Genomic DNA, 21,930 nt, shown 5'->3' with positions numbered 1-21,930 from the left:
CCTCAGCAGCAAAGCCTTAGACCTCAGCCATTATTTTCGCTTCCTTTGCCCGGCGCTTCCATTCTACCAGCCCCGCAAAAGCCATCAGCAGCAGCACCAGGTAGAACACGGAGGTAAACACCAGCCCCTTCACAAAATAAAGCGGGATGGACGTGATGTTGGTGGCAATCCACCAGTACCAGCTTTCGACTTTCTTTTTGGCCATCAGCCACATGCCTGTATACGCCGTGGCACTGGCAAAAGCATCGGCCCAGGGAATAACGCCCGGGTAAAAGGCGGTTTGCAGGTATACCAGGCTGAAATAGATAATAAGGTACAAGCTTGCAAAAAAGGATAGGTGCCACAGCCACTGCTTCAGGTTGGAAGAACTAATGTGCAGCACCGGCTGATCCCGCTTGTCTTTTCTGGCCCAGAGCCACCAGCCATACACACTCAACACGGTGTAGTAAATATTAACACTGGCCTCGCCAATCAGGTCATACTTAAAGCTCAGGTACACATAAATGGTCGTGCTGATAAGGCCAACCGGAAACACCAGGATATTTTCTTTTTTTGAAAACCAGACACTGGCGATACCGGCTATCACGGCGATGTACTCCAGCCCCGTGGTCAGCTTCAGGCCTTCCACGAACTGCTGCCACACATCGTACACCGCCTGCGCCACCGCTTCGGGCATGCCGGCCTGGCCAAAAAAGTCTGCTGCACCAGCCACCATTGCCACACCTCCGCCAAATTTCAGCAGGCCCACTGCCTGCAGTACTGCTGCCATACTTTCTGTTATTGCGCTTAAATCCATCCGCTGATTCCGGAAACCACAGGAAACCGGAATTAATAAAGCTGCTAAGTTTGCAAAACAGAATTTAAGACCCAAAATTGCGTTAGAAATAAAACTATTCCTGAGGCCAGCATGATGAACGAGATAACAGTACAGGAACTAAAGAACAGGCTTGCCCACCAGAGTAAGCTCCAGATTGTAGATGTGCGCGAACCCGCAGAATTTGAGCTATGCAACATCGGCGGCGACCACATTCCCATGCAGGAGCTTCCGAAGCAGGTCAGCCGCATCCGGCAGGACATCCCGGTGGTAATCGTCTGCCACTATGGCTACAGAAGCGCCCAGGTGATCAACTACCTCTCGCAACGCTACGGCTACGACAACCTGCTCAACCTGAAAGGCGGCATCAACGCCTGGGCCACTGAAATTGACCCGGATATGGCGGTGTATTAAATATGGCTGGGTGGTTAGTAAAGCTGATGCATACGTAGCTATTTACAGCCCTCTTCTTATCTGGAAGCTATATTCAACCGGCTTTATGTTTTTGTCTTTATCTTCTATCACCACCGTAAAGTCATTCTGAAGGTCAGGCAGACTTACAGCAAACTTTATTTCAGAGCCTGAAAGGTCTCTGAACTCCATAGCTTCTTTTGTTTTGTTGTTGGTAACCAGCAAAACTTTAATTTCTTCCGGACGTGAGGTGCTGGCGATTACATTGGCAGTTTCTTCTGCGGCGATAGTACCTTTGCCTACCTGCTCGCCATTAATGGTTTGAATACTGAAACTATGCGAAGGTTTTACTTTTAACTGCAGGTAGTTATCCAGGTAAAGGCCACTTCCCAATGTAGCAACGGCCACCTGAAAATTTATTGGATCCAGGGCCACTGCACTTGGCTGTGCATTGTAGCTTATTGGCATTTTTTCTTCAAAAAACTGGTGATGTGATCTGCTAAACATGTTTTGCAGATCGTACAAAACAAGCAGGTTATCATGGCCTATACTTACCAGTTTGTTTGAAGAATTAAACGACAGAGCCGAAATCCAGCTGGTATGCGGGTTAATTAATTTTTGGACACGCTCGGTGGCCTTCTTATCGGCAATAGACCAAACCATGATTTCTTTATCGTAACCTGCACTTACTACATGTTTGCCATCCGGGCTTACTGCCAGGCTCTTCACCCAGTCGTTGTGGCCTAACAGCGTTTTATAAAGCACCTTCTCCTGCATATCCCAAACTTTTATGGTTTTGTCTCCGCTTGCACTTAGCAGGAATTTGCCATCGAGGCTGAAATCCAGGTCCGTTATACCCTTTTGATGACCAGTAAAACTGGTTACTAAACTTTTGGTAGCTACATGCCACACGCTTACTGTTTTGCCTGTACCACCCAGCGCCACATACTCGTTGTCCGGGCTAAAGGCAACTGCCAGCACAGTACCTTTCTGTGGCCCGAAAGTATGAACCACCTGCTTATCAGCTAAATTCCAAAGCTTTGCGGAGCTACCCTGTGCGGCGAGCAGTTGGTTACCATCATTGGAAAAGGCAAGTGCCCTCACTTTTCCAGAAGAGTTCGTTAAGACAAAGCGCTCCTGTGCTGCTCCCGTTTGCACCACCTGAACACTCCGCCTGTCTGTAAATGCCAAGTATTTGCCATCGGGCGAGTAAACCAGCTGATGCACCACTTTTGCTCCTGGCTCAAGCTTATTAAGCCGAAGTTCCTGAGCAAAGGATGTTATGGAAAGAAAAACCAAAATAAAAGATAGTAATTGTCTCATGCTTAAATCGACCTCCTGCTTTTAAAGATCCTAATCATGGTACCAATCTCAACCTGACCTAGATTAAATTTATCTGCAACCAAATCAGTTCTTCGCTGCAGTATCTGATTAAAACGGGCCTGCACAAACAACCCAAACTTTTCTGTATCGTGGTACTTTAATCCGATGGCTGTTTCGTAACCCATGGCCCCAAAAGTGCTTTCCGAAGTGACAATACGAAACTCAGAGACAGCAAGAACATGATCTCCATTTACTGGTGTTTTTAACATTACGCCACTTCCTTCCTCCTTTAAACTAATTACATTATAGCCTAAGCCAACATAAACATAGGGAATCATTTTAGGCTTGGCGTGTGCAAACGGATAAATAGTTACTCCTCCATAATGCTGCAGAACAGACAAGTGTTGTGCAGGTGAGGCAATAGGGGTACCTAAATAGTATTGATATACATCCGTAGAAAGAAAAGACCCCCGGCGCAGGTTATAATTCAGTTCAGAGTCAGGCGAAAGAAACGGTGTACTTACACCAAAGTGCATTAAGTAACCTATTCTGTTGCTTCGCTGCTCAATATCAAAGCCTTTTTGCCTAAACTTGTTAGTCGTTTTTTCGAATGCAAGCCCGCCGCCAAACTTAACTTCCAGGTGTATATGCTGCGCTTGAAGTTGAGAACACAGAACAAAAAGCAGAACTGTCAGCAGAAACCGCACCCTTTTCATAAGCTTACTTACCATAAAATCCATTTCCCTGCTATTGTAAAACTATTTCCCTGCCATTCATCCTTGTGATGCAACTGATCAAACATACCATTATTCTCTGTTACAAGATCAAACAGTATTATTGAAGCTGCTATCGGCGAAAAAGAACCATCTGTCGCCTCAACAGATACAACATAATGCGGATCGTTACTTGAATAACTAAACTTTTTTATTGAGATATTGAGCTTCTCTAACTTTAGAGGAAAATCGCTGGCGGTTACTACCGCATCGTAATGCGTAGCCTTTATTCCGCCGGGAGATTGAGCAGGAATTTGGCTTCTGAACGTGACTCGCACCTTCAGGCCCGGATTTTGTTTTAGAATGGCTGGCAGCTGTAACGTTAGCTCCTCCAGTTGATATTCTCGGAGGCCAACATTCTTGGAATTTACGGTTGCATAGGTTGTAGAGCCTTTAGGCAGAGGAACATCCAGTATATGCGGCATATTCTGATTATGCTCTATACCGTTTTCGAAGGTCGATAGCACTTTTATCCAATATTTTTTCGATGCCAGATTCTTAAATCTTGCAGTAGTAAACCGGATTCCATTGTTTATCTCACTTGTTATCTCCCCTCTGCCAGCAGAAGCCACAGGTTTGGCATGCGGTGTTGACCATGCCTCTTCCGAATCGAAGAGTAGTATTTGTGCGTTTGCCCTGGTTTGCACCATCTGCCCTGCCCATTGGACCACCAGAAAACTTTCTTCCTTCTCTGCAACTTGCTCAAACTCCTGCTGCAGTTCACAGCTAGTTAATGCCAGGCAGGCCGTCAGCATCACCCACCAATTTCTTTTCTGCATAATGTCTATTAAAAGTCTTCCTCCTGCTAATCGACTTATTTTTATCCAAATCTGAATTAGTGTTTAAAACTAGGCATATAGGTGTACTTTCGCAATGGCAGGCGTAAATTTGTTCCTAATAAAACTAAAATTATTCAAGTCCCTGAGTATTTAATGCTCAACCTGAAAGGCGGCATCAACGCCTGGGCCACTGAAATTGACCCGGATATGGCGGTGTATTAGGTTAAATTGTTGAATGGTTATCCTATTGTATAGTTCAGTATTTGTAAAGCGGTCAGGTAAGCATATTTATTTTACTGCGCCAGCCACCACACCCTCAGCAATGCATAATTTTCAGCATGAGCATCCCTTCAACCTTTCAACAATTTAACCATTTAACCTTTCAACAAAAAATATTCCTGCACCACAGCAAGGTATTCTGCTTTAAATGTTGTAAGTTTGTGCGGCAAATAAGGAACCCTAAATTTATTTGCCATGATCTCTGATCAGTCCAAGATTCTGTTCGAAGCGCTCACCTACGACGATGTGCTTCTGCTCCCCGCTTACTCCGAGGTGCTCCCCAAAGATACCGATACGTCCAGTCAGCTTACCCGTAACATCCGCATTAACATTCCGCTTCTTTCCGCTGCCATGGACACCGTGACCGAGGCAGAACTGGCTATTGCCATGGCCCAGGAAGGCGGCATCGGCATTATTCACAAAAATATGTCGATTAAGGCGCAGGCCGAGCAGGTGCGAAAAGTAAAACGCTCCGAGAGCGGCATGATCCTGGACCCTATCACGCTGCAGGAAACCGCCACCCTCGCCGATGCTGTCCGCATCATGGTCGAAAATAAAATCGGGGGCATCCCGATCATCAATGGCGATGGCACCTTAACAGGCATCATCACCAACCGCGACCTGCGTTTCGAAAAAGACCTGACCCAGCAGGTGTCTAAAGTAATGACGAAAGACAACCTCATTACTGCCGAGCGCGGCACCGACCTGGCCAAAGCCGAAGACATCCTGCAGTATCATAAAATCGAGAAACTGCCGGTGGTAGACGAGCAGGGCAAGCTGGTAGGTCTGATTACCTACAAAGATATTTTAAAGAAAAAAGACCGTCCGTTTGCCTGCAAAGATGAATTCGGACGACTGCGTGCAGGCGCTGCCGTTGGCGTAACGCCCGATGTGCTGGACCGCGTAAAGGCGCTCGTAGAAGCCGGCGTAGACGTGATAAGCGTAGACACCGCCCACGGTCACTCCAGAGGCGTGCTGGATACGGTGCGCAAAATAAAGAGCCTTTACCCGAACCTGGAACTGATGGCAGGCAATGTGGCCACCGCCGAAGGCGCCAGAGCCCTTGCCGACGCCGGCGTGGATGCCGTGAAAGTAGGGGTTGGCCCAGGCAGTATTTGTACCACCCGCATCATTGCCGGTATTGGCGTGCCGCAGTTATCAGCGGTAATGGAAGCGGTAAAAGGCCTGGAAGGTACAGGAGTGCCTGTGGTGGCAGACGGTGGCATTAAATTCTCAGGCGATATTGTGAAAGCACTGGCCGGTGGCGCCAGTACCGTTATGATTGGCTCGCTGCTGGCAGGAACCGAAGAGGCTCCCGGTGAGGTAATTATTTACGAAGGCCGTAAGTTTAAAACCTACCGTGGCATGGGTTCTATCGAGGCGATGGAAGATGGCTCCAAAGACCGTTACTTCCAGGACAACGCAGACAATGCCAAGAAACTGGTGCCGGAAGGTATTGTGGGCCGCGTTCCTTACAAAGGCCTGGTATCGGAAGTGCTCTACCAGCTGGTAGGCGGCATCCGGGCAGGCATGGGCTACTGCGGCACTCCTTCCATAGAAGACCTGCAGGGCGCTAAAATGGTGAAAATAACGGGAGCCGGCCTGCGGGAAAGCCATCCGCACGATGTGCAGATCATGCGCGAGGCTCCTAACTACAGCCGCTAAAAAATAAAAGGGAGTAGGTTCAGAAATTAAAAACCTACTCCCTTTATTTTACGTTAGGCAAGGTGTTTTAACAAAACATGCCCTGACACCTTGGCTGAAGAGGAAAAAATTTTCTTACCTTACATTCAATTACCGACGCAAAAAGGCAATGAACTGTCACAGCTAAAACTAAATACGGTTTTCCGTTTTATGCTTTACAAAAAAAACGCTAAAACTTTCCTGGTTGTTACTGCCCTCGTGAGCTGGTCGCTGCTCCTGGCTAACGTGCTGCTGACCGTAGAAAGTGTGCGTCAGGGAGGAAGTACAGGCGGAGTGCTGCCTTATTTCAACAACTTCCTCATCATTGTTTTCATCGTTTCCGTTTTTCTGTACCAGCGCAACAGAACCACCCACCTCAAGAGCAACGATTTTTTCAGCTACCTCTGGAACCTGTTTTCGCGGGCAGGCATCGGGGCCTACCTGGCCATAGCCATTTATATAGGTTACCAGCTTTCCACCAGCTCTTTCGGTCTGCAGTCGCCGTTGCTGCTGCATATTGTGTACCAGCTGAATTTTGGTTTACTGGTCGTTTTCCTGGCAAAAGCGTTTTACATCTGGCGCCAGTTGCTGCTGTACCACAAAAACAAGTTCCTGCAGATAGCCTGGGACTGGTTCGAGATCCTTATCTTCAGCACCCTCTTTCTCACCTTCCTCCGCCTCGACTACACCAGCTATATTTTCCTGCCGTTGCTGGCCCTGCTGGGTTTTTACATCGTATTTTTGTGCACCAACCTGAAATGGGTGGCTTATCTCAGCTTTAACAAAAAGAGCAGGTCGCTGGTAGTTCTGACGGCGTTGCTCATGAGCTGCTATATTTTCATGCGTTTTTTTTACCAGCTCGCCAACAGCCCCGAACTGGTGATCGACTACACCGATGTCGGTTTCCTGCTGCTGGTGTTGCTGTTTGTGGGCGCTTACTGCCTGGCAGCGTTCCTGGTATCGCTGTTCAGTTTGCCTACCTCCAGTGTTTTTGAGCAAAAGAGCCAGGACCTGCTGAGCTTTCAGCGCTTAAGCCAGTCGATACAGCAGGGGCAAAACGAGGCGCAGGTAAAAGAAATGCTGTTTGACAGTGCCATAAAAGCCTCGGACGCCGAAGCCGCCTGGATAGAAGCTCCCAAAGGCCAGACCCTGCAGCTGACACACATGCTCAACATCAGCGAAGAGCAGATAGAGCGTATCCGGCACCTGCTGCTGGCCTACGAGATTAGCGATGTGGAATACCTGAATAATACGCTGAACAACACCCCGGGCTTCAAAGAACTTGAACTGCCCTGGAAATCGCTCCTCATTATCCCGATTCACTCTAAAAAGCACCAGTTCGGCGTGCTGTACCTGCTCAAGGACATTGAGTATGGCTTCGACCGGGATACCGTAAACGTGCTGAACACCTTCGTTAACCAGACCACCCTCACCATCGAAAACCTGCGGCTGATATCGGAGTCGCTGATGAACGAGCGCTACAAGGAGGAGCTGAAGATTGCCAGCACGGTACAGGAAAACCTTATCCCGAAAACCTTTCCCAGCGACAGCTGGTTCGAGATAAGCACCCACTCGCGAGCAGCCAAAGAAGTAGGCGGCGACTTCTACGATTTTCTGCAGCTAAGCGAATCCCGCATTGCCATTATTATCGGCGATGTATCGGGCAAGGGTATTTCCGCAGCCTTCCATATGGCCCAGATGAAGGGGATTTTTCACGGGCTCATGCAGCAGGACATGCCCCCGAGCGAGTTCATGCGCCAGGCCAACAGCGCCCTGAGCCGCTGCCTCGAGCGAACTTCTTTCATCACTTCTTCGCTATATATCATAGATTACCGTATGAAGGGTTTTGTGTTTGCGCGGGCCGGCCACTGCCACACGCTCTACTACAACGCCATGATGGAAGACACCTTCTATTTTCAGACAGAAGGACTGGGACTGGGCATTATCCGCAACAAGAACTACAGTTCGCATGTGCGCGAAATGTTCTACGACTACAACCCGGGCGACGTAATGGTGATTTACACAGATGGCATAGTGGAGGCACGCAATGCCAAAAACGAAGAATACGGCGAAGACAGGCTGCTTTTTATGCTTACCCAAACATATCATTTAGAGGCAGAAGATATAAAATGTGCCATGATAAATGATCTGATTGAATTCACGGGTCCGGATAATTTATATGATGACCAGACATTACTCGTAATTAAATTTAAAGCGGACCAACCAAACACATAATTTGACGTACAGAATGGCGATGAAAATTACAAACGAAATCAAAGACTCTACCATTATCATCACACTGGATGGTGAATTGGATGCCAGCTCTTCAGTTGTCCTTGATGAAGAGCTCTCAGACCCTGAAATCATGAATTTCAGCAAAATACTGGTCAATTGTGAAAACCTGCATTACATATCCTCTGCAGGCCTGGGTGTGTTTATCTCGCATCTGCAACGGTTCGAGAATGCCCAGATCAAACTCATTTTCTTTAACATGCAGGACAAAGTGCGCAACGTGTTCGAAATACTTGGCCTGGACTTGTTAATGACCATCGTATCGAACTATGACGAGGCAATGACCATTGCAGATGAATAATACAATCAGGGTAAACTGCACAAAAAAAAACCTGAAGCTAATACGAGATTTTGTAACAGGATATCTGCACACGCTCCGGCTGTCAGATATCCTGATGAATCAGATTGTATTAGCTGTGGATGAGATTTGTGCAAACTTAATTATCCACGCCAACCACGAGGACCCTACCAAGTATATCTCGCTCGCTATTATGGAGCAGAAAGATATGCTGAAGTTCGAGATAACCGACAATGGGGTCGCTTTCAGGCAGTCCGAGTACAAAGAACCGGACATACAGGAGCACGTACGGGTTGGCAAAAAGGGCGGTGTTGGCATTGCCCTCGTAAACCGCATTATGGATAAAGTGGAGTTCGAAACAGTGGGCAACCGCAACATCTGCCTCCTGTACAAAAAGATCCGGTAGCTTTACCATGCCCATACTAATACAAGCCTTTTTGCGTTATCCGGAACAAAATCGGATGTAACAGGATTATGGTTATAGTTTTTGGCTAATCTGTCAGAAAAAATAACTAAAATTGCATATCCTGATTCTATTCAGCTAATTAAGAGTTTGTATTAATATTTATGCGCAGCAACCACTTACTTGTTGCAGCCGCCGCCATGCTACTGGCCGGTTGTACTGCAACCAAGAAGACCGAAACGAAAGAACCTGTTGTAGCCACTATTGGCAACGAGCCTGTCTCTCTCTCAGAGTTCCGTTATGTTTACGAAAAAAACAACAATGGCAACGACGATGCTTACACCAGCCAGAGTGTAAATGATTATCTGAATCTTTACACCAATTTTAAGCTGAAGGTGCTGGAAGCCGAAAGCCGCGGCCTGGATACCACCACTGCTTTTAAACGCGAGCTGGAAGGTTACAAAGAGCAGCTTGCCCTCCCTTACCTTTCCGAAAAAAGTGTAACCGACAACCTGGTGAAGGAAGCATACGAGCGCATGAAGAAGGAGGTAAATGCCTCGCACATTCTGCTGTTCGTTTCGCCTGATGCCGAACCGCAGGATACCCTCGAAGCCTACAACAAAGCCCTGGCGATCCGCAAACGCGCCCTGGCCGGTGAAGACTTCGGAAAGCTTGCCAAAGAAAATTCACAGGACCCTTCTGCTGCCGACAACAGTGGCAACCTTGGTTACTTCACGGCCATGCAAATGGTGTATCCGTTTGAAGATGCTGCCTATAAAACGGCGCCAGGCCAGGTATCGATGCCGGTGCGCACCCGCTTCGGTTATCACATTATCAAAGTAAACGATGTACGTCCTGCGCAAGGCGAGGTACAGGTGGCGCATATCATGGTACGGGCCACACCCGGCATGCCAAAAGCCGACTCCCTGGCCGTGAAGCAGCGCGTGGATGCCATCTACAAACGCGTACAGCGCAACGAAGACTGGGACAAACTGGCTGCCGAATTCTCCGAAGATGCCAACACTGCCGCTAACGGAGGCGTGCTGCCCTGGTTTGGTACAGGCCGCATGATCCCATCGTTCGAAGAAGCTGCTTTTAAACTGCAGAAAGCCGGCGATGTTGCTCCCCCTGTGGCTACGCCGTATGGCTGGCACATCATTAAACTGGTTGACAAGCGCGGGCTGCCGCCGTTTGAAGACATGGAGCAGTCGCTGCGCAACAAGGTGGCCAAAGATTCCCGCTCCGAACTGAACAAAGCAGCATTTTTAAAGCGCATCAAAACCGAGAACAACTTTGCAGAGGTGGCCGAAGCTAAAACAACAGCCTTAGCCAAAGCCGACGATAACCTGCTGCAGGGCAAATGGAGCTTCAACAAAGAAGATAACACCTTAAACACGACGCTGTTTACCATCAATGGCAAACTGTATACCACCGGCGACTTTTACGGCTTTGTGCAAACCGAGCAGCGTCCGCGCGCTACGGGCAGCGCTTCGCACTACATGAGCACACTCTACGACAGCTTTGTAAACAAAAGCCTGATGGAGTACGAAAAAGCGAACCTCGAGCACAAGCACCCCGACTACCGCATGCTGGTGAAGGAGTACCACGACGGCATCCTGCTGTTCCAGCTGATGGACGAGAAAGTATGGTCTAAGGCAGTAGAAGACACCGTAGGCCTGAAAGCATATTTTGAGCAGAACAGGGAAAAATACAAGTGGGGACAACGTGCAGAGGCTGTGGTGGTAAGTGCAGCAACTAAAGACCTGCTGAACCAGGTACAACAACAGCTCGATAAGCGCCGTTATCCTGTTACAAGTGCCAGGTTGAGCGATGTTCTTTTCCAGCAGAACAAAGCCGAACTGAGCCCGGAAGCTACGGCTGCGCTAAGCCAGCTGGCCGGCCAGTTAAACAACAACCCTGCCCTTACGCTGGAAATAAACGGCCATACCGATGCCCGCGAATTCGCCGCATCAAAAGGCCTGGCGCAGAAACGGGCAGAAGCTGCCAAAGATTTCCTGCTGAAAAACGGTGTAGCCGCCAGCCAGGTAAACACCAACGTGGTTGGCAAAAGCAAACAGGCCGGGCCGGATAATACCGAGACAGGCCGCCGCCGCAACCGACGTGTTTCGTTCGAGCTGTATTCTTCAGACCTCTCTGCCCTGGCCGAGAACCTGAATGCCGGCAACCCGCTGGCGGTGCAGATAACCGAAAAGAAATTCCAGAAAGGCGAAAATAAGGCGCTGGACACGGTGAAGTGGGAGAAAGGCGTTTATACTACACAGCAGAACGGCCGCGAATACCTGATCATCATCAAGGACATCCTGCAACCCGATTACAAACAGCTGAACGAGGTGCGTGGCATTGTAACATCAGACTACCAGAACTACCTGGAGCAGCAATGGGTAAAAGAACTGCGCGAAAAGTACCCGGTAACGGTTAACCAGGAAGAAGTAAGTAAACTGATCAAGAACTAGAACTGCTGACACCGGTTCCGGTTCAGGAAACGGATTATATCAGAATAAAACAGTAATTTGTGCGCTTCTTCCGGAACCGTATCAAAGCAAACCATGAATACCTTGAAAAAAAATAGTTTTTTAGTTAAAACAGCCCTGGCAGTGTACTGCTGCTTACTGGCTGTTACCGCTTTTGCACAGGCGCCTGTGCAAAGGCAAGTAGACGGGATTATTGCCAAAATAGATAACCACATTATCCTGCGCTCCGACCTGGAGTTTGCTTATTTACAGTACCTGGCCCAGACCAAACAACAGCCAAACCCGGAGCTCAAGTGCCAGATACTGGAGTCGATGGTGCAGGACAAGTTCCTGCTGGCCCGTGCCGAGATCGACTCGGTAGTAGTTGAAGAAGCACAGGTAACCAGCAACCTGAACAGGCGCATTGAGCAGCAGGCCGCACAGGTAGGTGGTATCGAACGGATTGAGCAGTATTTTGGCAAAAGCATCAAACAGATAAAAGACGACCTGCGCAAGTCGACACGCGAAATGATGGTGGCTGAAAAAATGCAGGGAGAAATTACGCAGAAGGTTACCGTTACCCCCCGCGAAATCCGTACCTATTTTAACCAGATTCCGCGCGACAGCCTGCCTTACTTCTCTACCGAGGTACAGTTGGGCCAGATCGTGAAGTATGCAGAGGTGAGCCGCCAGCAAAAAGCCGCTGCCCGCCAGAAGCTTGAAGAAATACGCGAGCGCATTGTGGCCGGCGAAGACTTTGCCACCTTAGCTAAGGAATTCTCCGAAGACCTTGGGTCAGCCCAAAGCGGCGGTGAGATCGGCTTTATGAAAAAGAACGAGCTGGTGCCTGAATATGCAAACGCAGCGCTGAAACTGGAGCCTGGTCAGATTTCGAATGTGGTGGAGTCGCAGTTTGGTTTTCACCTGATCCAGCTGATCGAGCGCAAGGCGCAGGAGTTTAACTCGCGCCACATCCTTATCAAGCCTGCCACTTCTTCTGTTGATGTTGCCGAAGCCATTGCCGAACTTGATAGCATCCGGGCCCTGATCGTAAACGACAGCATGACCTTTGCGAAGGCAGCCAAAGAATTTTCCGACGATACCAATACAAAAGATAATGGCGGCATGATTACCAACCGGGCCACGTATAACACGTACTTCCCAATGGACCAGGTGGATCCGGCTATTTTCTTTGTGATTGATACCATGAAGGTAGGCGAAGTATCCAAACCAGTTGCTTTCCGTACACCTGACGGCAAGGAAGCAGCACGTATTATTTACCTGAAGTCCAAAACGCCGCCACACCTGGCGAACCTGCAGGACGATTACCCCAAAATTGCGGAAGCAGCGTTACAGGAAAAGAAAAATAAAGCTGTTGAAGCCTGGTTTAAAAAGAATATCAATACCGTATTTATCGAAATTGATCCGGAGTATCAGAACTGTAAGATACTCGAACTGATAAACTGACAACGCCCCATGAAGCAGTTCACCTCTGACAAAGAAGCCGCCGATGCGCTCTACCACTCCTACCGGGAGCTTACATCCGAAATTTCAAAAGTTATTGTAGGCCAGGAAGAGGTAGTCAGGCTGGTACTTACAGCCGTTTTTTGTCAGGGGCACTGCCTGCTGGTGGGTGTTCCGGGGCTGGCCAAAACCCTGCTCATCCAGACCATTTCCTCCGCCCTGGACATGTCGTTTAACCGGGTACAGTTTACCCCGGACCTGATGCCTTCGGATATTGTGGGCGCCGAAACGCTGGACAAGGAGCGGAACTTTAAGTTTGTAACCGGACCTATCTTCGCCAACATCGTACTGGCCGACGAGATTAACCGTACGCCACCAAAAACCCAGGCCGCCCTGCTCGAGGCCATGCAGGAGCACTCGGTAACGGTTGCCGGCAAACGCTACGAGCTGCCCAAGCCCTTCTTCGTGCTGGCCACCCAAAACCCGATAGAGCAGGAAGGTACCTACCCGCTGCCCGAAGCGCAGCTCGACCGTTTCATGTTCAATATCACGCTGGGCTACCCGAGCTACGAATCGGAGCTGCAGATTGTAAAGAACACGACCGGCGCAGTACGCCACCACCTGAATAAGATCCTGCACGCCGACGACATCCTGGCTTTCCAGCAACTGGTGCGGCGTGTGCCGGTGGTAGACAACGTGGTGGAGTATGCGGTGAAGCTGGTGCACAAAACGCGCCCCAACACCTCGCTGGCATCTGACCAGGCCAACCAGTACCTGGAATGGGGAGCCGGTCCGCGTGCTTCGCAGCACCTGATTGTAGGCGCCAAATGCAACGCCATCCTCAACGGCAAATATTCCCCCGACATCGAAGACGTTCAGGCCGTCGCGCTGCCTATCCTGCGCCACCGCGTAGTCCGCAACTTTAAAGCGGAAGCTGATGGGGTAACGGTGGAGCGGATGATTCAGGCGATGCTGTAAAGTTGATAAAATGCCACTCCTCCACTCCCTCCACCACATCGCCATCATTTGCTCCGATTACGAAAAGTCGAAACACTTCTACACACAGCTACTTGGCTTTGAGGTTGTGCAGGAGGTATACCGGGCGGAAAGGCAGTCCTACAAACTGGACCTGGCACTGAATGGGCAGTACCTGATAGAGCTTTTCTCTTTTCCAGAGCCACGGCCTCGCCCTACACAGCCCGAAGCCACCGGACTCCGCCACATCGCTTTTAGCGTAGCCGACATTGAAGTGGCAGTAAAAGAGTTAGCCAGGTTTAACATCGAAACTGAACCTGTCCGCATCGATGCTTTTACCTCAAAGAGATTCACCTTCTTCCGCGACCCCGACGACCTGCCGATAGAGTTGTATGAACAATAGCCATTTCAGCCACCACACCCTTCACTAAGGAGCAGCGGCAATGGTGACTGTGGGTGCAGAATAAAATAACGCTTCAGCGTCAGAAAACGCTCTGCTGCCCCTGCCACCACAGCCTCTGCACATCACTAGCAACATAAAAAAAGAGGCTCTCTTCCCGCAGACAACCTCTCCTTTATTCAGTAGTAAACGAAACAGCCTACGCAGGCACCATAATTTCGGAGTGGAGCGCATGCGTGATCTGGTTGTACTGCCCCTCCGAAATATGATCGCGCAGGAAAACCATCACGTCGTGGAAGGCATAGTAGGCATGGTCTACGGTCGGAAAATCTTCTTGTGCAGCAAAAGCATCCTGCGACCGAATAAACTCCAGCCAGTCCAGCTCGTGCCGGATGTTGACAGGCTCTGCCTTTAATCTGAAGCCGTCGAAATAAATACCTTTCCAGATGACGGGGAGCTGCGCCGCAAAGTGAATGGCCTCACCTGCCTGTATCCTGTCGCGGATGGCATGCAGTACCGCTCTGAAAATCCTGGCCGCTTTTTGCTCATCCTCAATTCCCAGGTAATGGCACAGCTCGTGCAGCCATGTTTTAGCCTCTTTCTGATAATTATCAAAATTCATAGACATATCCTCCTTTCCTTGATTGACAATAATTAATCTTTTTAAAAGTAACGAAGTCAGAAACATAGAGTTACGGCTAATGAAGGTAAAGCCGCAGGTACGGTCATTTACAACGCCGGAAGCAATATTTCAGGCCGCAAACCAGCATTACGAGAACTGTCTGAAGCCATTCTCCGGCTTTTACAGCCATCTCCGAAGGATAAATTGGTAACTATCTTAAATTGGTGTTATTTTGCACCATCTTATTCAGCAATACCAAAACAAGAGAACCTATGGAAGCGGCTGCTTTATTCTTTCGCTTTAAAGATAATTTAAATGCCATCAGCGGGGCCTTCAACAGCAAACTCGAAATCCGCACCATGCCTTACCAAACCACCGTACCCATCGAGGTAAACCTGCTGGCCGATGTGCTTCGCCAGCATGGGCTGGAATTTAAAGGCGCTGCTCCTGGAGTAAGAGCCCTCGACGAGTTCCGGCAGTGGTTTCTGCAAAACGAGCAACAGGTAATGGATGTGATGCACAAGGTGCTGGAAAACAAAAGAGCGTACATGAAGACAGGCGAAGGCACTGTGCTGCAGAAGGAAATGCTCATGCGCCGGCTGGAGTTTTTTAACGAAACAGCCCACACGCTCACCATCATGATGGAGCAGCAGCAACTGGGCAGCCCGTACCAGCACAGCTACCCCTTCCTGAATGCCTGAAGCAGCCACCACAGCATACAAGCAAAACGCCAGCGACCTTAGTGACCGCTGGCGTTTTGGCTTTAATTATCTACCGCCTGATGGAAGTATGTCCTTCTTTCGAATGCTTCAGGTTTAATTCTCCCTCCGGCTCGTCTTTCATATCGGAATCTGCCTGCTCGCCTACAGGTCCCTTGGCAACCGTTATGCCGCCATCAACCATGTAAAGCGCCCCCGTTACATACGACGCCTCGTCCGAAGCCAGGAACAGGTACACGTTGGCTACTTCCTCCGGTGTGCCCCTTCTGCCCATTGGCGTGGCCGATTTCATGGTCTTTACCATCTTCTTGTCCATGGGGCCGGTGCTGCTGTGGGTCCAGGCGGTATCGATGGGGCCCGGGCCTACAATGTTGCAGCGAACGCCGAACTGTGCCTGCTCCACCGCCAGCCCTTTCATAAAAGCATGGATAAAGCCTTTCGTGCCGCCGTAAGGAGCATTCTGGGCAATACCGATCATGCCCGCCTCCGAGCCCGCCGATACGATGTTTCCTTTGGTCTTCTGCAACTCCGGCAGCGCCGCCTTCGACATCTGGAAAGCCGTTTTCACGTTGTTCTTCAGCATGTACTCAAAAGCAGCCTCGGTATAGTCTGCCAGCGTGTTTACCTCCGGGAAAACCCCTGCATTGTTTACCAGGATGTCCAACTTACCATATTTACTCACGGCCAACTCCACGCACCGCTTTGCATTCACTTCCATAGAAATGTCGGCTGCAAAAGCTACTGCAGTGCCGCCGGCTTTGGTTATTTCCTGCACTACCTCGTCCACCGGGTCTTCCGGGAAACCCGTTACCACTACCTTAGCGCCTTCGCTGGCAAATTTTTTACAGATGGCCTCGCCAATGCCTGTTGCGCCACCCGTTACAATGGCTACTTTTCCTTCAAGTCGTTTGCTCATAGTTATATTTTGATGTAAATTGATGAATATGATCCAGTTGCTTCCTAAAGTAGCAGTGCCAGGCCGAAGCCTCCTTCCACCACTCCGATACCTGTTGCAGTATCAGGTAAACGGCTAAGCAGCAGAGGGGGTTGGTTTGTTATCCTTTACACGATATACATTTTCGCCCTGATTTCGTATAAATTATTACAGATTAACCTGCTGCACTACCGCACCCTGGAGCACCTGAACCTATTCATTCACCTTTAACCGTGCTATCCTATGAGCTACCTGTACAACTCTCTTCCCGATTCGTTTGAAGAACGTCTCGAAACAAGGCACCTTATTTTGCGGCCCTACCAGCAGGGAGACGAGAATGATTTTATGCAACTGCTTTCAGAGAACATGCCGATGATGGTTCCGGCTTTCAGCACCCGCCCGGTGCAGGTACGCACCCTGGAAGATGCCCGGAACATGGTGCAGCAACTGCGTGCCGACTGGGACAACCGCAAGGTGTTCGAGTTTGGGGTTTGGCTGAAGGACCAGGAGAAGTACATCGGCGATATTAGTCTTAAAAACCTCGACTACAAAATTCCAAAAGCAGAGCTGGGCATGTACTTTGCAGCCTGGGCCACCAACAAAACCCATGCGCAGCAGGCCCTGGAAGCCATTGTGGCCTTTGCCTTCAACACGCTGGTGCTGAACAAGGTCTATATCCGGTGTACCAATGCCAATGCTTTTATCGGGGAACTGGCCGAAGCCTGCGGTTTTATCAAAGAAGGCATCCTGCGCAGCGACTACAAAGGAGCCGATTCCGAAGAGCTGCTCGACCTGAGCTACTACGGCATGACCCGCGAAGATTTCGAGCTGAAGCAGAAACAAAAAAAGCTGACCCAGGCCGAAGTCGAAGCCTGAGGTTTTGCCGTTTTTACCTCCCGTTTTGCTCCAACTGCAAGCCATTGCTGCTCCTTCGGGTCTGCTGCAGCAGCCACCACAGCCGCTGCTCCTGACTGGCGGAGATACATCCGGCGCAGCTTCACGCAATTTCCAATATTTTTAGCAAATCATTTTTTTTGCCGCCTCCGGCTCATCAACCTCTCAAACAGGCAGCTTTGCGCGCAACACCTGCTACCGCTTCAGCAACAGCTATTTTACCTTGAAATTACTTTATAAATTATTACAAAAGATGGGACAAAAAGCGCGCGGCAGGTGTTATAGTAAAGCAAGCAAAAAAGACTAAAATAATTAGCAAATAAACCATTTTCTTTTTTGTTTATTCGTACCAAATTAGTAATTTCACATCATTCTAAAGCAAATAATAATTCACACATGAGTGTAAGCAACGAAAAACTAAAAGCCCTGCAGCTGACAATAGACAAGCTTGATAAAACCTACGGGAAAGGCACCGTAATGAAGTTGAGCGACAACAAAGTAGAAGACGTTCCTGCCATCTCTACAGGTTCGCTTGGGCTCGATATTGCGCTGGGCATAGGCGGTTTGCCGCGTGGCCGTATAGTGGAAATCTACGGTCCTGAATCGTCTGGTAAAACCACGCTTACCATGCATGCCATTGCAGAGGCACAGCGTGCCGGCGGCCTGGCCGCTTTTATCGATGCGGAGCATGCTTTTGATAAAATATATGCCGAGAAACTCGGAATCGATACAGAGAACCTGCTCATTTCGCAGCCCGACAACGGCGAGCAGGCTTTAGAAATTGCCGATCACCTGATCCGCTCCGGTGCTATCGACATCATTGTAATTGACTCTGTTGCTGCACTGGTGCCGAAAGGCGAACTGGAAGGCGACATGGGCGACAGCAAAATGGGCTTGCAGGCTCGTTTGATGTCACAGGCGCTCCGTAAGCTGACCGGTACCATCAACAAAACCGGCTGCTGCTGTATCTTCATCAACCAGCTGCGCGAGAAGATCGGTGTGATGTTCGGTAACCCGGAAACAACCACAGGTGGTAATGCCCTGAAGTTCTATGCTTCCGTACGCCTCGATATTCGCCGCATTGGCCAGATTAAAGAGGGCGCTGACAATATTACCGGTAACCGTACGCGTGTAAAAGTGGTAAAAAACAAGGTAGCACCTCCGTTTAAGGTGGTGGAGTTTGATATCATGTATGGCGAAGGTATCTCCAAAGTAGGCGAGATCCTGGACCTGGGCGTGGAACTGGAAGTAGTGCAGAAATCAGGATCCTGGTTCTCGTACAACGGCAGCAAACTGGGCCAGGGCCGCGACGGCGTGAAACAGATACTGCTCGACAACCCGGAACTGATGGATGAAATAGAAGCTAAAATCAGGGCCATTGTGAAAGGCGAACCGGAAAAAGTAGCTGCAGCGCTGGAAGATACATCAGCAGAATAAACTCCGGCCAATTCTGAAATATATAAAAAGGTGCTATATTCATAGCACCTTTTTTGCGTATGGCGTGTTATAATACGAATCGAAGCCTTAAAGCAGTTAATAAAATAGTTGGTACAATAGTTGATTTACTGACAGCGTAAAACCAGAATTAAAGTAATAGCATGAAGAAAGTACTTCCTATAATTGTCTTAGTCCTGATGGTGGTATCCGGTTTTGTGATGAACAACAAACCGCTGGTAGTACCAAACGAGAGCTTTACAACAGGAGAAGTTTTAAAATACAAAGTACATTACGGACCTATTACAGCTGCAGAAGCCGTGATAGACGTTGCTCCTTCATTGCAATATGTAAATGGCAAGCCCTGCTATAAAGCAACCGTGTACGGCAAAACCAACAGCTCTTTCGACTTATTCCTGAAAGTGCGCGACACCTGGCAGTCTTACATCGACACGGCAGCCATCGTACCGCAGCGCTCCTTCCGCAATATAGAAGAAGGCAATTACCGTAAACGCGAAACAGTCGACTTTAACCATCACACCAATACCGCAACCGTAGAACGCAAGAAAAACAAACACAAGGAGTCGGGAACATACAAAGTACCGAACCAGGTGCAGGACATCGTAAGCGGCTTTTATTTTCTGCGTACCCAGAACTACGAAAAAATGCGCGTTGGCGAAAAGTTCCATGTAAAAGGCTTTCTGGATGATGAGGTGTTTGATATGGTGGTAACCTACAAAGGCAAAGAAACCGTGAGTACCAAAGCCGGCGATATCCGGGCCATTAAGCTGGTACCTGCCATGCCGGACAACAAGCTGTTTAAAGGAGAAGACGCCATTACCGTTTACCTCTCCGACGATAAAAACAAAATACCGGTACTTATACAGGCCGCCATGTTTGTGGGGTCCGTAAAAGTAGACCTCTACGAGTATAAAAACCTGAAACACAATATTTACATAGCCAAGAATTAAACGGAAGCCAGCTTAAAGCTGGCTTTTCTGTTTATGGAAAACATGGCTCCATGTTAAGAAAATATTATGATTTGGTTAGGATAAATCTTTTGCAGGCCGAAACTGTATATTTGCATAGAAACCAGTTAAAACACACGATTTAACGTATTACGTAAACCGCCTTTTCAGCAACAGGCCTGGGCACAACAGCAGGTTTAACAAACACAACCCTAACCCACTATTCTGTGCAAACAACATCAACTTACAAAATACTGGTAGTAGACGACGATCCGGACATCGTAGAGCTGCTACACTACAACCTGACCAAAGAAGGCTATGAGGTGGAGCAGGCCGAAAACGGAAAAAAAGCAATAGATACTGCCGTTGCGTTTAAACCGGATGTAATCCTGATGGACGTCATGATGCCGGTACTGGATGGCATTGCAGCCTGCCGCCAGCTTCGCGAAATGCCGGAGTTTCGCCAGACGCACATCATCTTCCTTACCGCCAGGGCCGAAGAGTTTTCGGAAGTAGCCGCTTTCGAGGCCGGGGCAGATGACTTCATTACCAAACCCATCAAACCACGGGCCTTGCTGAGCCGCCTGGCAGCCTACGCCCGCCGCGATGCGCAACAGGAAGGCCTGGACGAGGTAATTGAAATTGCAGGACTGCGGATAGACCGCACCAGCTATGCCGTTTATAAAGGCGACGAAAAAATTATTCTTCCCAAAAAAGAATTTGAGCTACTCGCTTTTCTGGCGGCCAAACCAAACAAGGTGTTCAGCCGGGACGAGCTGCTGAACAATGTGTGGGGCACCGATGTTTATGTAATAGCCCGTACCGTGGATGTACATATTCGTAAAGTGCGGGAAAAAATAGGAGAAGAATACATCAGGACCATAAAAGGCGTTGGTTACAAGTTCAACACCGACTAATACATGAATTTAAATTCGCGTACGCTTGCAGTTTTAATATCGATGGCGGTGGCTTTGGTGCTTACCGCCTTTCTTGCTTTTGCCAGGTACCTGTCTACCGAAGGCATTATCGTGGCCATGGCGGTAGTTTTTATCTGCTGCTTTTTAATCATTCACTTTTCGTACGAAGCCCTGGTGTTCCGGGAAATAAAAAACGTGTATTCCAGCCTCGAGAAAATAAAACGACAGGATTACAAGAAAGTAGAAAGCAAGTCGCTCTTCACCGCCGACCCGCTCACCAAAATTAAAGACGACATTTACCAGATTGCAGAGCGCAAGCAGCAGGAGATTGACGAACTGCGGCAGTTGCAGGCCATGCGCCGCGAATTTCTGGCCGATGTGTCGCACGAGCTGAAAACACCCATCTTTGCCGCACAGGGCTTTATCCACACCTTACTGGACGGAGCCGTAGACGACCCTGCCGTACGTGACAAATTCCTGAAAAAAGCAGCCAACAGCCTAGACGGCCTCGATGCACTCGTCCAGGACCTGATCAGCATTTCGCAGTTCGAGAAAGGGGTGGTAAAAATGCAGAAGAAAAATTTTGATGTCGTACAGCTGGCCCGCGAAGTATTTGAGCAACTGGAACTGAAAGCAGCCTCCCGCAACATCAGGCTCCACCTGGAAGTACAGCCCGACGAAGAAATTATGGTATTTGCCGACCGCAACCGCATCTACCAGGTGTTTGTGAACCTGATCGATAATGCCATCAAGTACGGGCGCGAGGACGGCAACATCTGGGTCTGGTTTACCGAAGGCCGGAAGCGCTACACCATCACCGTAAAAGACGACGGCAAAGGCATAGCCCAGGAACACATCAACCGTATTTTCGAACGCTTCTACCGCATCGACAAAAGCCGCTCCCGCGACAGCGGCGGCTCCGGCCTGGGACTTGCTATTTCCAAACACATCGTAGAAGCCCACCGCTCTTTCATCGCCGTTACAAGCGAAATAGGCAAAGGCACGACCCTCCGCTTCAAGCTGCAAAAGGCAAAGGAATGATGGGAGTTTGGGAGTTTAGGAGTTTAGGAGGTAGAA

General features: G+C 49.1%; 21 protein-coding genes. 15 read left to right on the top strand and 6 right to left on the bottom strand.

Annotated elements, in window-relative coordinates:
- Positions 1-16: 16 nt before the first annotated feature.
- On the bottom strand, positions 17-769 hold the full coding sequence (pnuC, locus tag DCW36_RS19020; RefSeq protein ID WP_164891184.1) for a nicotinamide riboside transporter PnuC: 753 nt from the start codon (positions 767-769) through the stop codon (positions 17-19).
- Between the two features lie 138 nt (positions 770-907).
- Here pnuC and DCW36_RS19015 point away from each other — a divergent pair, with 138 nt between their 5' ends.
- The gene (locus DCW36_RS19015) at positions 908-1,228 is read left to right on the top strand and encodes a rhodanese-like domain-containing protein (protein ID WP_240676244.1); all 321 of its coding nucleotides are present in this window, start codon (positions 908-910) and stop codon (positions 1,226-1,228) included.
- Positions 1,229-1,270: 42 nt separating this feature from the next.
- Here the strand turns inward: DCW36_RS19015 and DCW36_RS19010 are convergent, their stop codons facing one another.
- From DCW36_RS19010 to DCW36_RS19000, 3 genes are read right to left on the bottom strand one after another with little or no spacing between them, the layout of a single operon-like run.
- A complete protein-coding gene (locus tag DCW36_RS19010; protein WP_114778341.1) occupies positions 1,271-2,548 on the bottom strand; it encodes a WD40 repeat domain-containing protein in 1,278 nt (425 codons plus the stop codon).
- Positions 2,549-2,550: 2 nt separating this feature from the next.
- On the bottom strand, positions 2,551-3,288 hold the full coding sequence (locus DCW36_RS19005; RefSeq protein ID WP_125185148.1) for a hypothetical protein: 738 nt from the start codon (positions 3,286-3,288) through the stop codon (positions 2,551-2,553).
- A complete protein-coding gene (locus DCW36_RS19000) occupies positions 3,273-4,100 on the bottom strand; it encodes a hypothetical protein (RefSeq protein ID WP_114778339.1) in 828 nt (275 codons plus the stop codon). The genes DCW36_RS19005 and DCW36_RS19000 overlap by 16 nt, the downstream gene beginning before the upstream one ends.
- A 474-nt stretch (positions 4,101-4,574) precedes the next feature.
- Between DCW36_RS19000 and guaB the strand changes: the two genes are divergently transcribed.
- The 8 genes from guaB to gloA2 all read left to right on the top strand — a co-directional run bounded on the left by guaB (position 4,575) and on the right by gloA2 (position 14,368).
- Entirely contained in the window at positions 4,575-6,044 is a 1,470-nt protein-coding gene (gene guaB / locus DCW36_RS18995; protein ID WP_114778338.1) for an IMP dehydrogenase, read from the top strand.
- 189 nt (positions 6,045-6,233) lie between these two features.
- On the top strand, positions 6,234-8,297 hold the full coding sequence (locus tag DCW36_RS18990; RefSeq protein ID WP_240676243.1) for a GAF domain-containing SpoIIE family protein phosphatase: 2,064 nt from the start codon (positions 6,234-6,236) through the stop codon (positions 8,295-8,297).
- 1 nt (position 8,298) lies between these two features.
- Positions 8,299-8,655, top strand: coding sequence for an STAS domain-containing protein (locus DCW36_RS18985; RefSeq protein ID WP_240676242.1), 357 nt, complete (start codon positions 8,299-8,301; stop codon positions 8,653-8,655).
- Positions 8,648-9,058 (top strand): ATP-binding protein, encoded by a 411-nt coding sequence (locus DCW36_RS18980; RefSeq protein WP_114778335.1) that lies wholly within the window; start codon positions 8,648-8,650, stop codon positions 9,056-9,058. The genes DCW36_RS18985 and DCW36_RS18980 overlap by 8 nt, the downstream gene beginning before the upstream one ends.
- 161 nt (positions 9,059-9,219) lie before the next feature.
- Complete coding sequence (locus DCW36_RS18975) at positions 9,220-11,529, top strand: peptidylprolyl isomerase (RefSeq protein WP_114778334.1); 2,310 nt, start codon at positions 9,220-9,222, stop codon at positions 11,527-11,529.
- Positions 11,530-11,622: 93 nt separating this feature from the next.
- Positions 11,623-12,993: a peptidylprolyl isomerase gene (locus DCW36_RS18970; RefSeq protein ID WP_114778333.1), complete on the top strand. Its 1,371-nt coding sequence runs from the start codon at positions 11,623-11,625 to the stop codon at positions 12,991-12,993.
- 9 nt (positions 12,994-13,002) lie between these two features.
- The gene (locus tag DCW36_RS18965) at positions 13,003-13,968 is read left to right on the top strand and encodes an AAA family ATPase (RefSeq protein WP_114778332.1); all 966 of its coding nucleotides are present in this window, start codon (positions 13,003-13,005) and stop codon (positions 13,966-13,968) included.
- A 10-nt stretch (positions 13,969-13,978) separates the two neighbouring features.
- Positions 13,979-14,368 carry an SMU1112c/YaeR family gloxylase I-like metalloprotein gene (gene gloA2 / locus DCW36_RS18960; RefSeq protein WP_114778331.1) on the top strand — a complete coding sequence of 130 codons (390 nt, stop codon included), beginning with the start codon at positions 13,979-13,981 and terminating at the stop codon, positions 14,366-14,368.
- 196 nt (positions 14,369-14,564) lie between these two features.
- On the opposite strand, the gene DCW36_RS18955 is transcribed toward gloA2, so the two are convergent.
- Positions 14,565-14,993 (bottom strand): DUF2267 domain-containing protein, encoded by a 429-nt coding sequence (locus DCW36_RS18955; protein WP_240676241.1) that lies wholly within the window; start codon positions 14,991-14,993, stop codon positions 14,565-14,567.
- Positions 14,994-15,259: 266 nt separating this feature from the next.
- Here DCW36_RS18955 and DCW36_RS18950 point away from each other — a divergent pair, with 266 nt between their 5' ends.
- Positions 15,260-15,688 (top strand): hypothetical protein, encoded by a 429-nt coding sequence (locus DCW36_RS18950; RefSeq protein ID WP_114778330.1) that lies wholly within the window; start codon positions 15,260-15,262, stop codon positions 15,686-15,688.
- A 70-nt stretch (positions 15,689-15,758) separates the two neighbouring features.
- On the opposite strand, the gene DCW36_RS18945 is transcribed toward DCW36_RS18950, so the two are convergent.
- Entirely contained in the window at positions 15,759-16,622 is an 864-nt protein-coding gene (locus tag DCW36_RS18945; protein WP_114778329.1) for an SDR family NAD(P)-dependent oxidoreductase, read from the bottom strand.
- Positions 16,623-16,883: 261 nt separating this feature from the next.
- Here DCW36_RS18945 and DCW36_RS18940 point away from each other — a divergent pair, with 261 nt between their 5' ends.
- From DCW36_RS18940 to DCW36_RS18920, 5 genes are all read left to right on the top strand, one after another.
- The gene (locus DCW36_RS18940) at positions 16,884-17,516 is read left to right on the top strand and encodes a GNAT family N-acetyltransferase (protein ID WP_114778328.1); all 633 of its coding nucleotides are present in this window, start codon (positions 16,884-16,886) and stop codon (positions 17,514-17,516) included.
- A 414-nt stretch (positions 17,517-17,930) separates the two neighbouring features.
- Entirely contained in the window at positions 17,931-18,971 is a 1,041-nt protein-coding gene (recA, locus tag DCW36_RS18935; protein WP_114778327.1) for a recombinase RecA, read from the top strand.
- Positions 18,972-19,132: 161 nt separating this feature from the next.
- The gene (locus DCW36_RS18930) at positions 19,133-19,939 is read left to right on the top strand and encodes a DUF3108 domain-containing protein (protein WP_114778326.1); all 807 of its coding nucleotides are present in this window, start codon (positions 19,133-19,135) and stop codon (positions 19,937-19,939) included.
- Positions 19,940-20,163: 224 nt separating this feature from the next.
- Entirely contained in the window at positions 20,164-20,853 is a 690-nt protein-coding gene (locus DCW36_RS18925; RefSeq protein WP_114778325.1) for a response regulator, read from the top strand.
- A gap of 3 nt (positions 20,854-20,856) precedes the next feature.
- Positions 20,857-21,894 carry a sensor histidine kinase gene (locus DCW36_RS18920; protein ID WP_114778324.1) on the top strand — a complete coding sequence of 346 codons (1,038 nt, stop codon included), beginning with the start codon at positions 20,857-20,859 and terminating at the stop codon, positions 21,892-21,894.
- Positions 21,895-21,930: the final 36 nt, after the last annotated feature.

The sequence above is a fragment of the Botryobacter ruber genome (assembly GCF_003347595.2).
GTDB lineage: Bacteria > Bacteroidota > Bacteroidia > Cytophagales > Hymenobacteraceae > Pontibacter > Pontibacter ruber_A.
The sequence above is the reverse complement of the archived record's forward strand: the minus strand, read 5'-3'. Positions and strand labels throughout refer to the sequence as shown.

Excerpts from the sequence above, each read along its gene's own strand:
- DCW36_RS18975 (WP_114778334.1), top strand. The coding sequence starts at position 9,220 with ATGCGCAGCAACCACTTACTTGTTGCAGCCGCCGCCATGCTACTGGCC.
- pnuC (WP_164891184.1), bottom strand. The coding sequence starts at position 769 with ATGGCAGCAGTACTGCAGGCAGTGGGCCTGCTGAAATTTGGCGGAGGT.
- DCW36_RS18950 (WP_114778330.1), top strand. The coding sequence starts at position 15,260 with ATGGAAGCGGCTGCTTTATTCTTTCGCTTTAAAGATAATTTAAATGCC.
- DCW36_RS18940 (WP_114778328.1), top strand. The coding sequence starts at position 16,884 with ATGAGCTACCTGTACAACTCTCTTCCCGATTCGTTTGAAGAACGTCTC.
- DCW36_RS19010 (WP_114778341.1), bottom strand. The coding sequence starts at position 2,548 with ATGAGACAATTACTATCTTTTATTTTGGTTTTTCTTTCCATAACATCC.
- DCW36_RS18945 (WP_114778329.1), bottom strand. The coding sequence starts at position 16,622 with ATGAGCAAACGACTTGAAGGAAAAGTAGCCATTGTAACGGGTGGCGCA.
- recA (WP_114778327.1), top strand. The coding sequence starts at position 17,931 with ATGAGTGTAAGCAACGAAAAACTAAAAGCCCTGCAGCTGACAATAGAC.
- DCW36_RS18965 (WP_114778332.1), top strand. The coding sequence starts at position 13,003 with ATGAAGCAGTTCACCTCTGACAAAGAAGCCGCCGATGCGCTCTACCAC.
- DCW36_RS18930 (WP_114778326.1), top strand. The coding sequence starts at position 19,133 with ATGAAGAAAGTACTTCCTATAATTGTCTTAGTCCTGATGGTGGTATCC.
- DCW36_RS19015 (WP_240676244.1), top strand. The coding sequence starts at position 908 with ATGATGAACGAGATAACAGTACAGGAACTAAAGAACAGGCTTGCCCAC.
- DCW36_RS18955 (WP_240676241.1), bottom strand. The coding sequence starts at position 14,993 with ATGTCTATGAATTTTGATAATTATCAGAAAGAGGCTAAAACATGGCTG.
- DCW36_RS18980 (WP_114778335.1), top strand. The coding sequence starts at position 8,648 with ATGAATAATACAATCAGGGTAAACTGCACAAAAAAAAACCTGAAGCTA.
- gloA2 (WP_114778331.1), top strand. The coding sequence starts at position 13,979 with ATGCCACTCCTCCACTCCCTCCACCACATCGCCATCATTTGCTCCGAT.
- DCW36_RS18920 (WP_114778324.1), top strand. The coding sequence starts at position 20,857 with ATGAATTTAAATTCGCGTACGCTTGCAGTTTTAATATCGATGGCGGTG.
- guaB (WP_114778338.1), top strand. The coding sequence starts at position 4,575 with ATGATCTCTGATCAGTCCAAGATTCTGTTCGAAGCGCTCACCTACGAC.
- DCW36_RS19005 (WP_125185148.1), bottom strand. The coding sequence starts at position 3,288 with ATGGATTTTATGGTAAGTAAGCTTATGAAAAGGGTGCGGTTTCTGCTG.
- DCW36_RS19000 (WP_114778339.1), bottom strand. The coding sequence starts at position 4,100 with ATGCAGAAAAGAAATTGGTGGGTGATGCTGACGGCCTGCCTGGCATTA.
- DCW36_RS18990 (WP_240676243.1), top strand. The coding sequence starts at position 6,234 with ATGCTTTACAAAAAAAACGCTAAAACTTTCCTGGTTGTTACTGCCCTC.
- DCW36_RS18970 (WP_114778333.1), top strand. The coding sequence starts at position 11,623 with ATGAATACCTTGAAAAAAAATAGTTTTTTAGTTAAAACAGCCCTGGCA.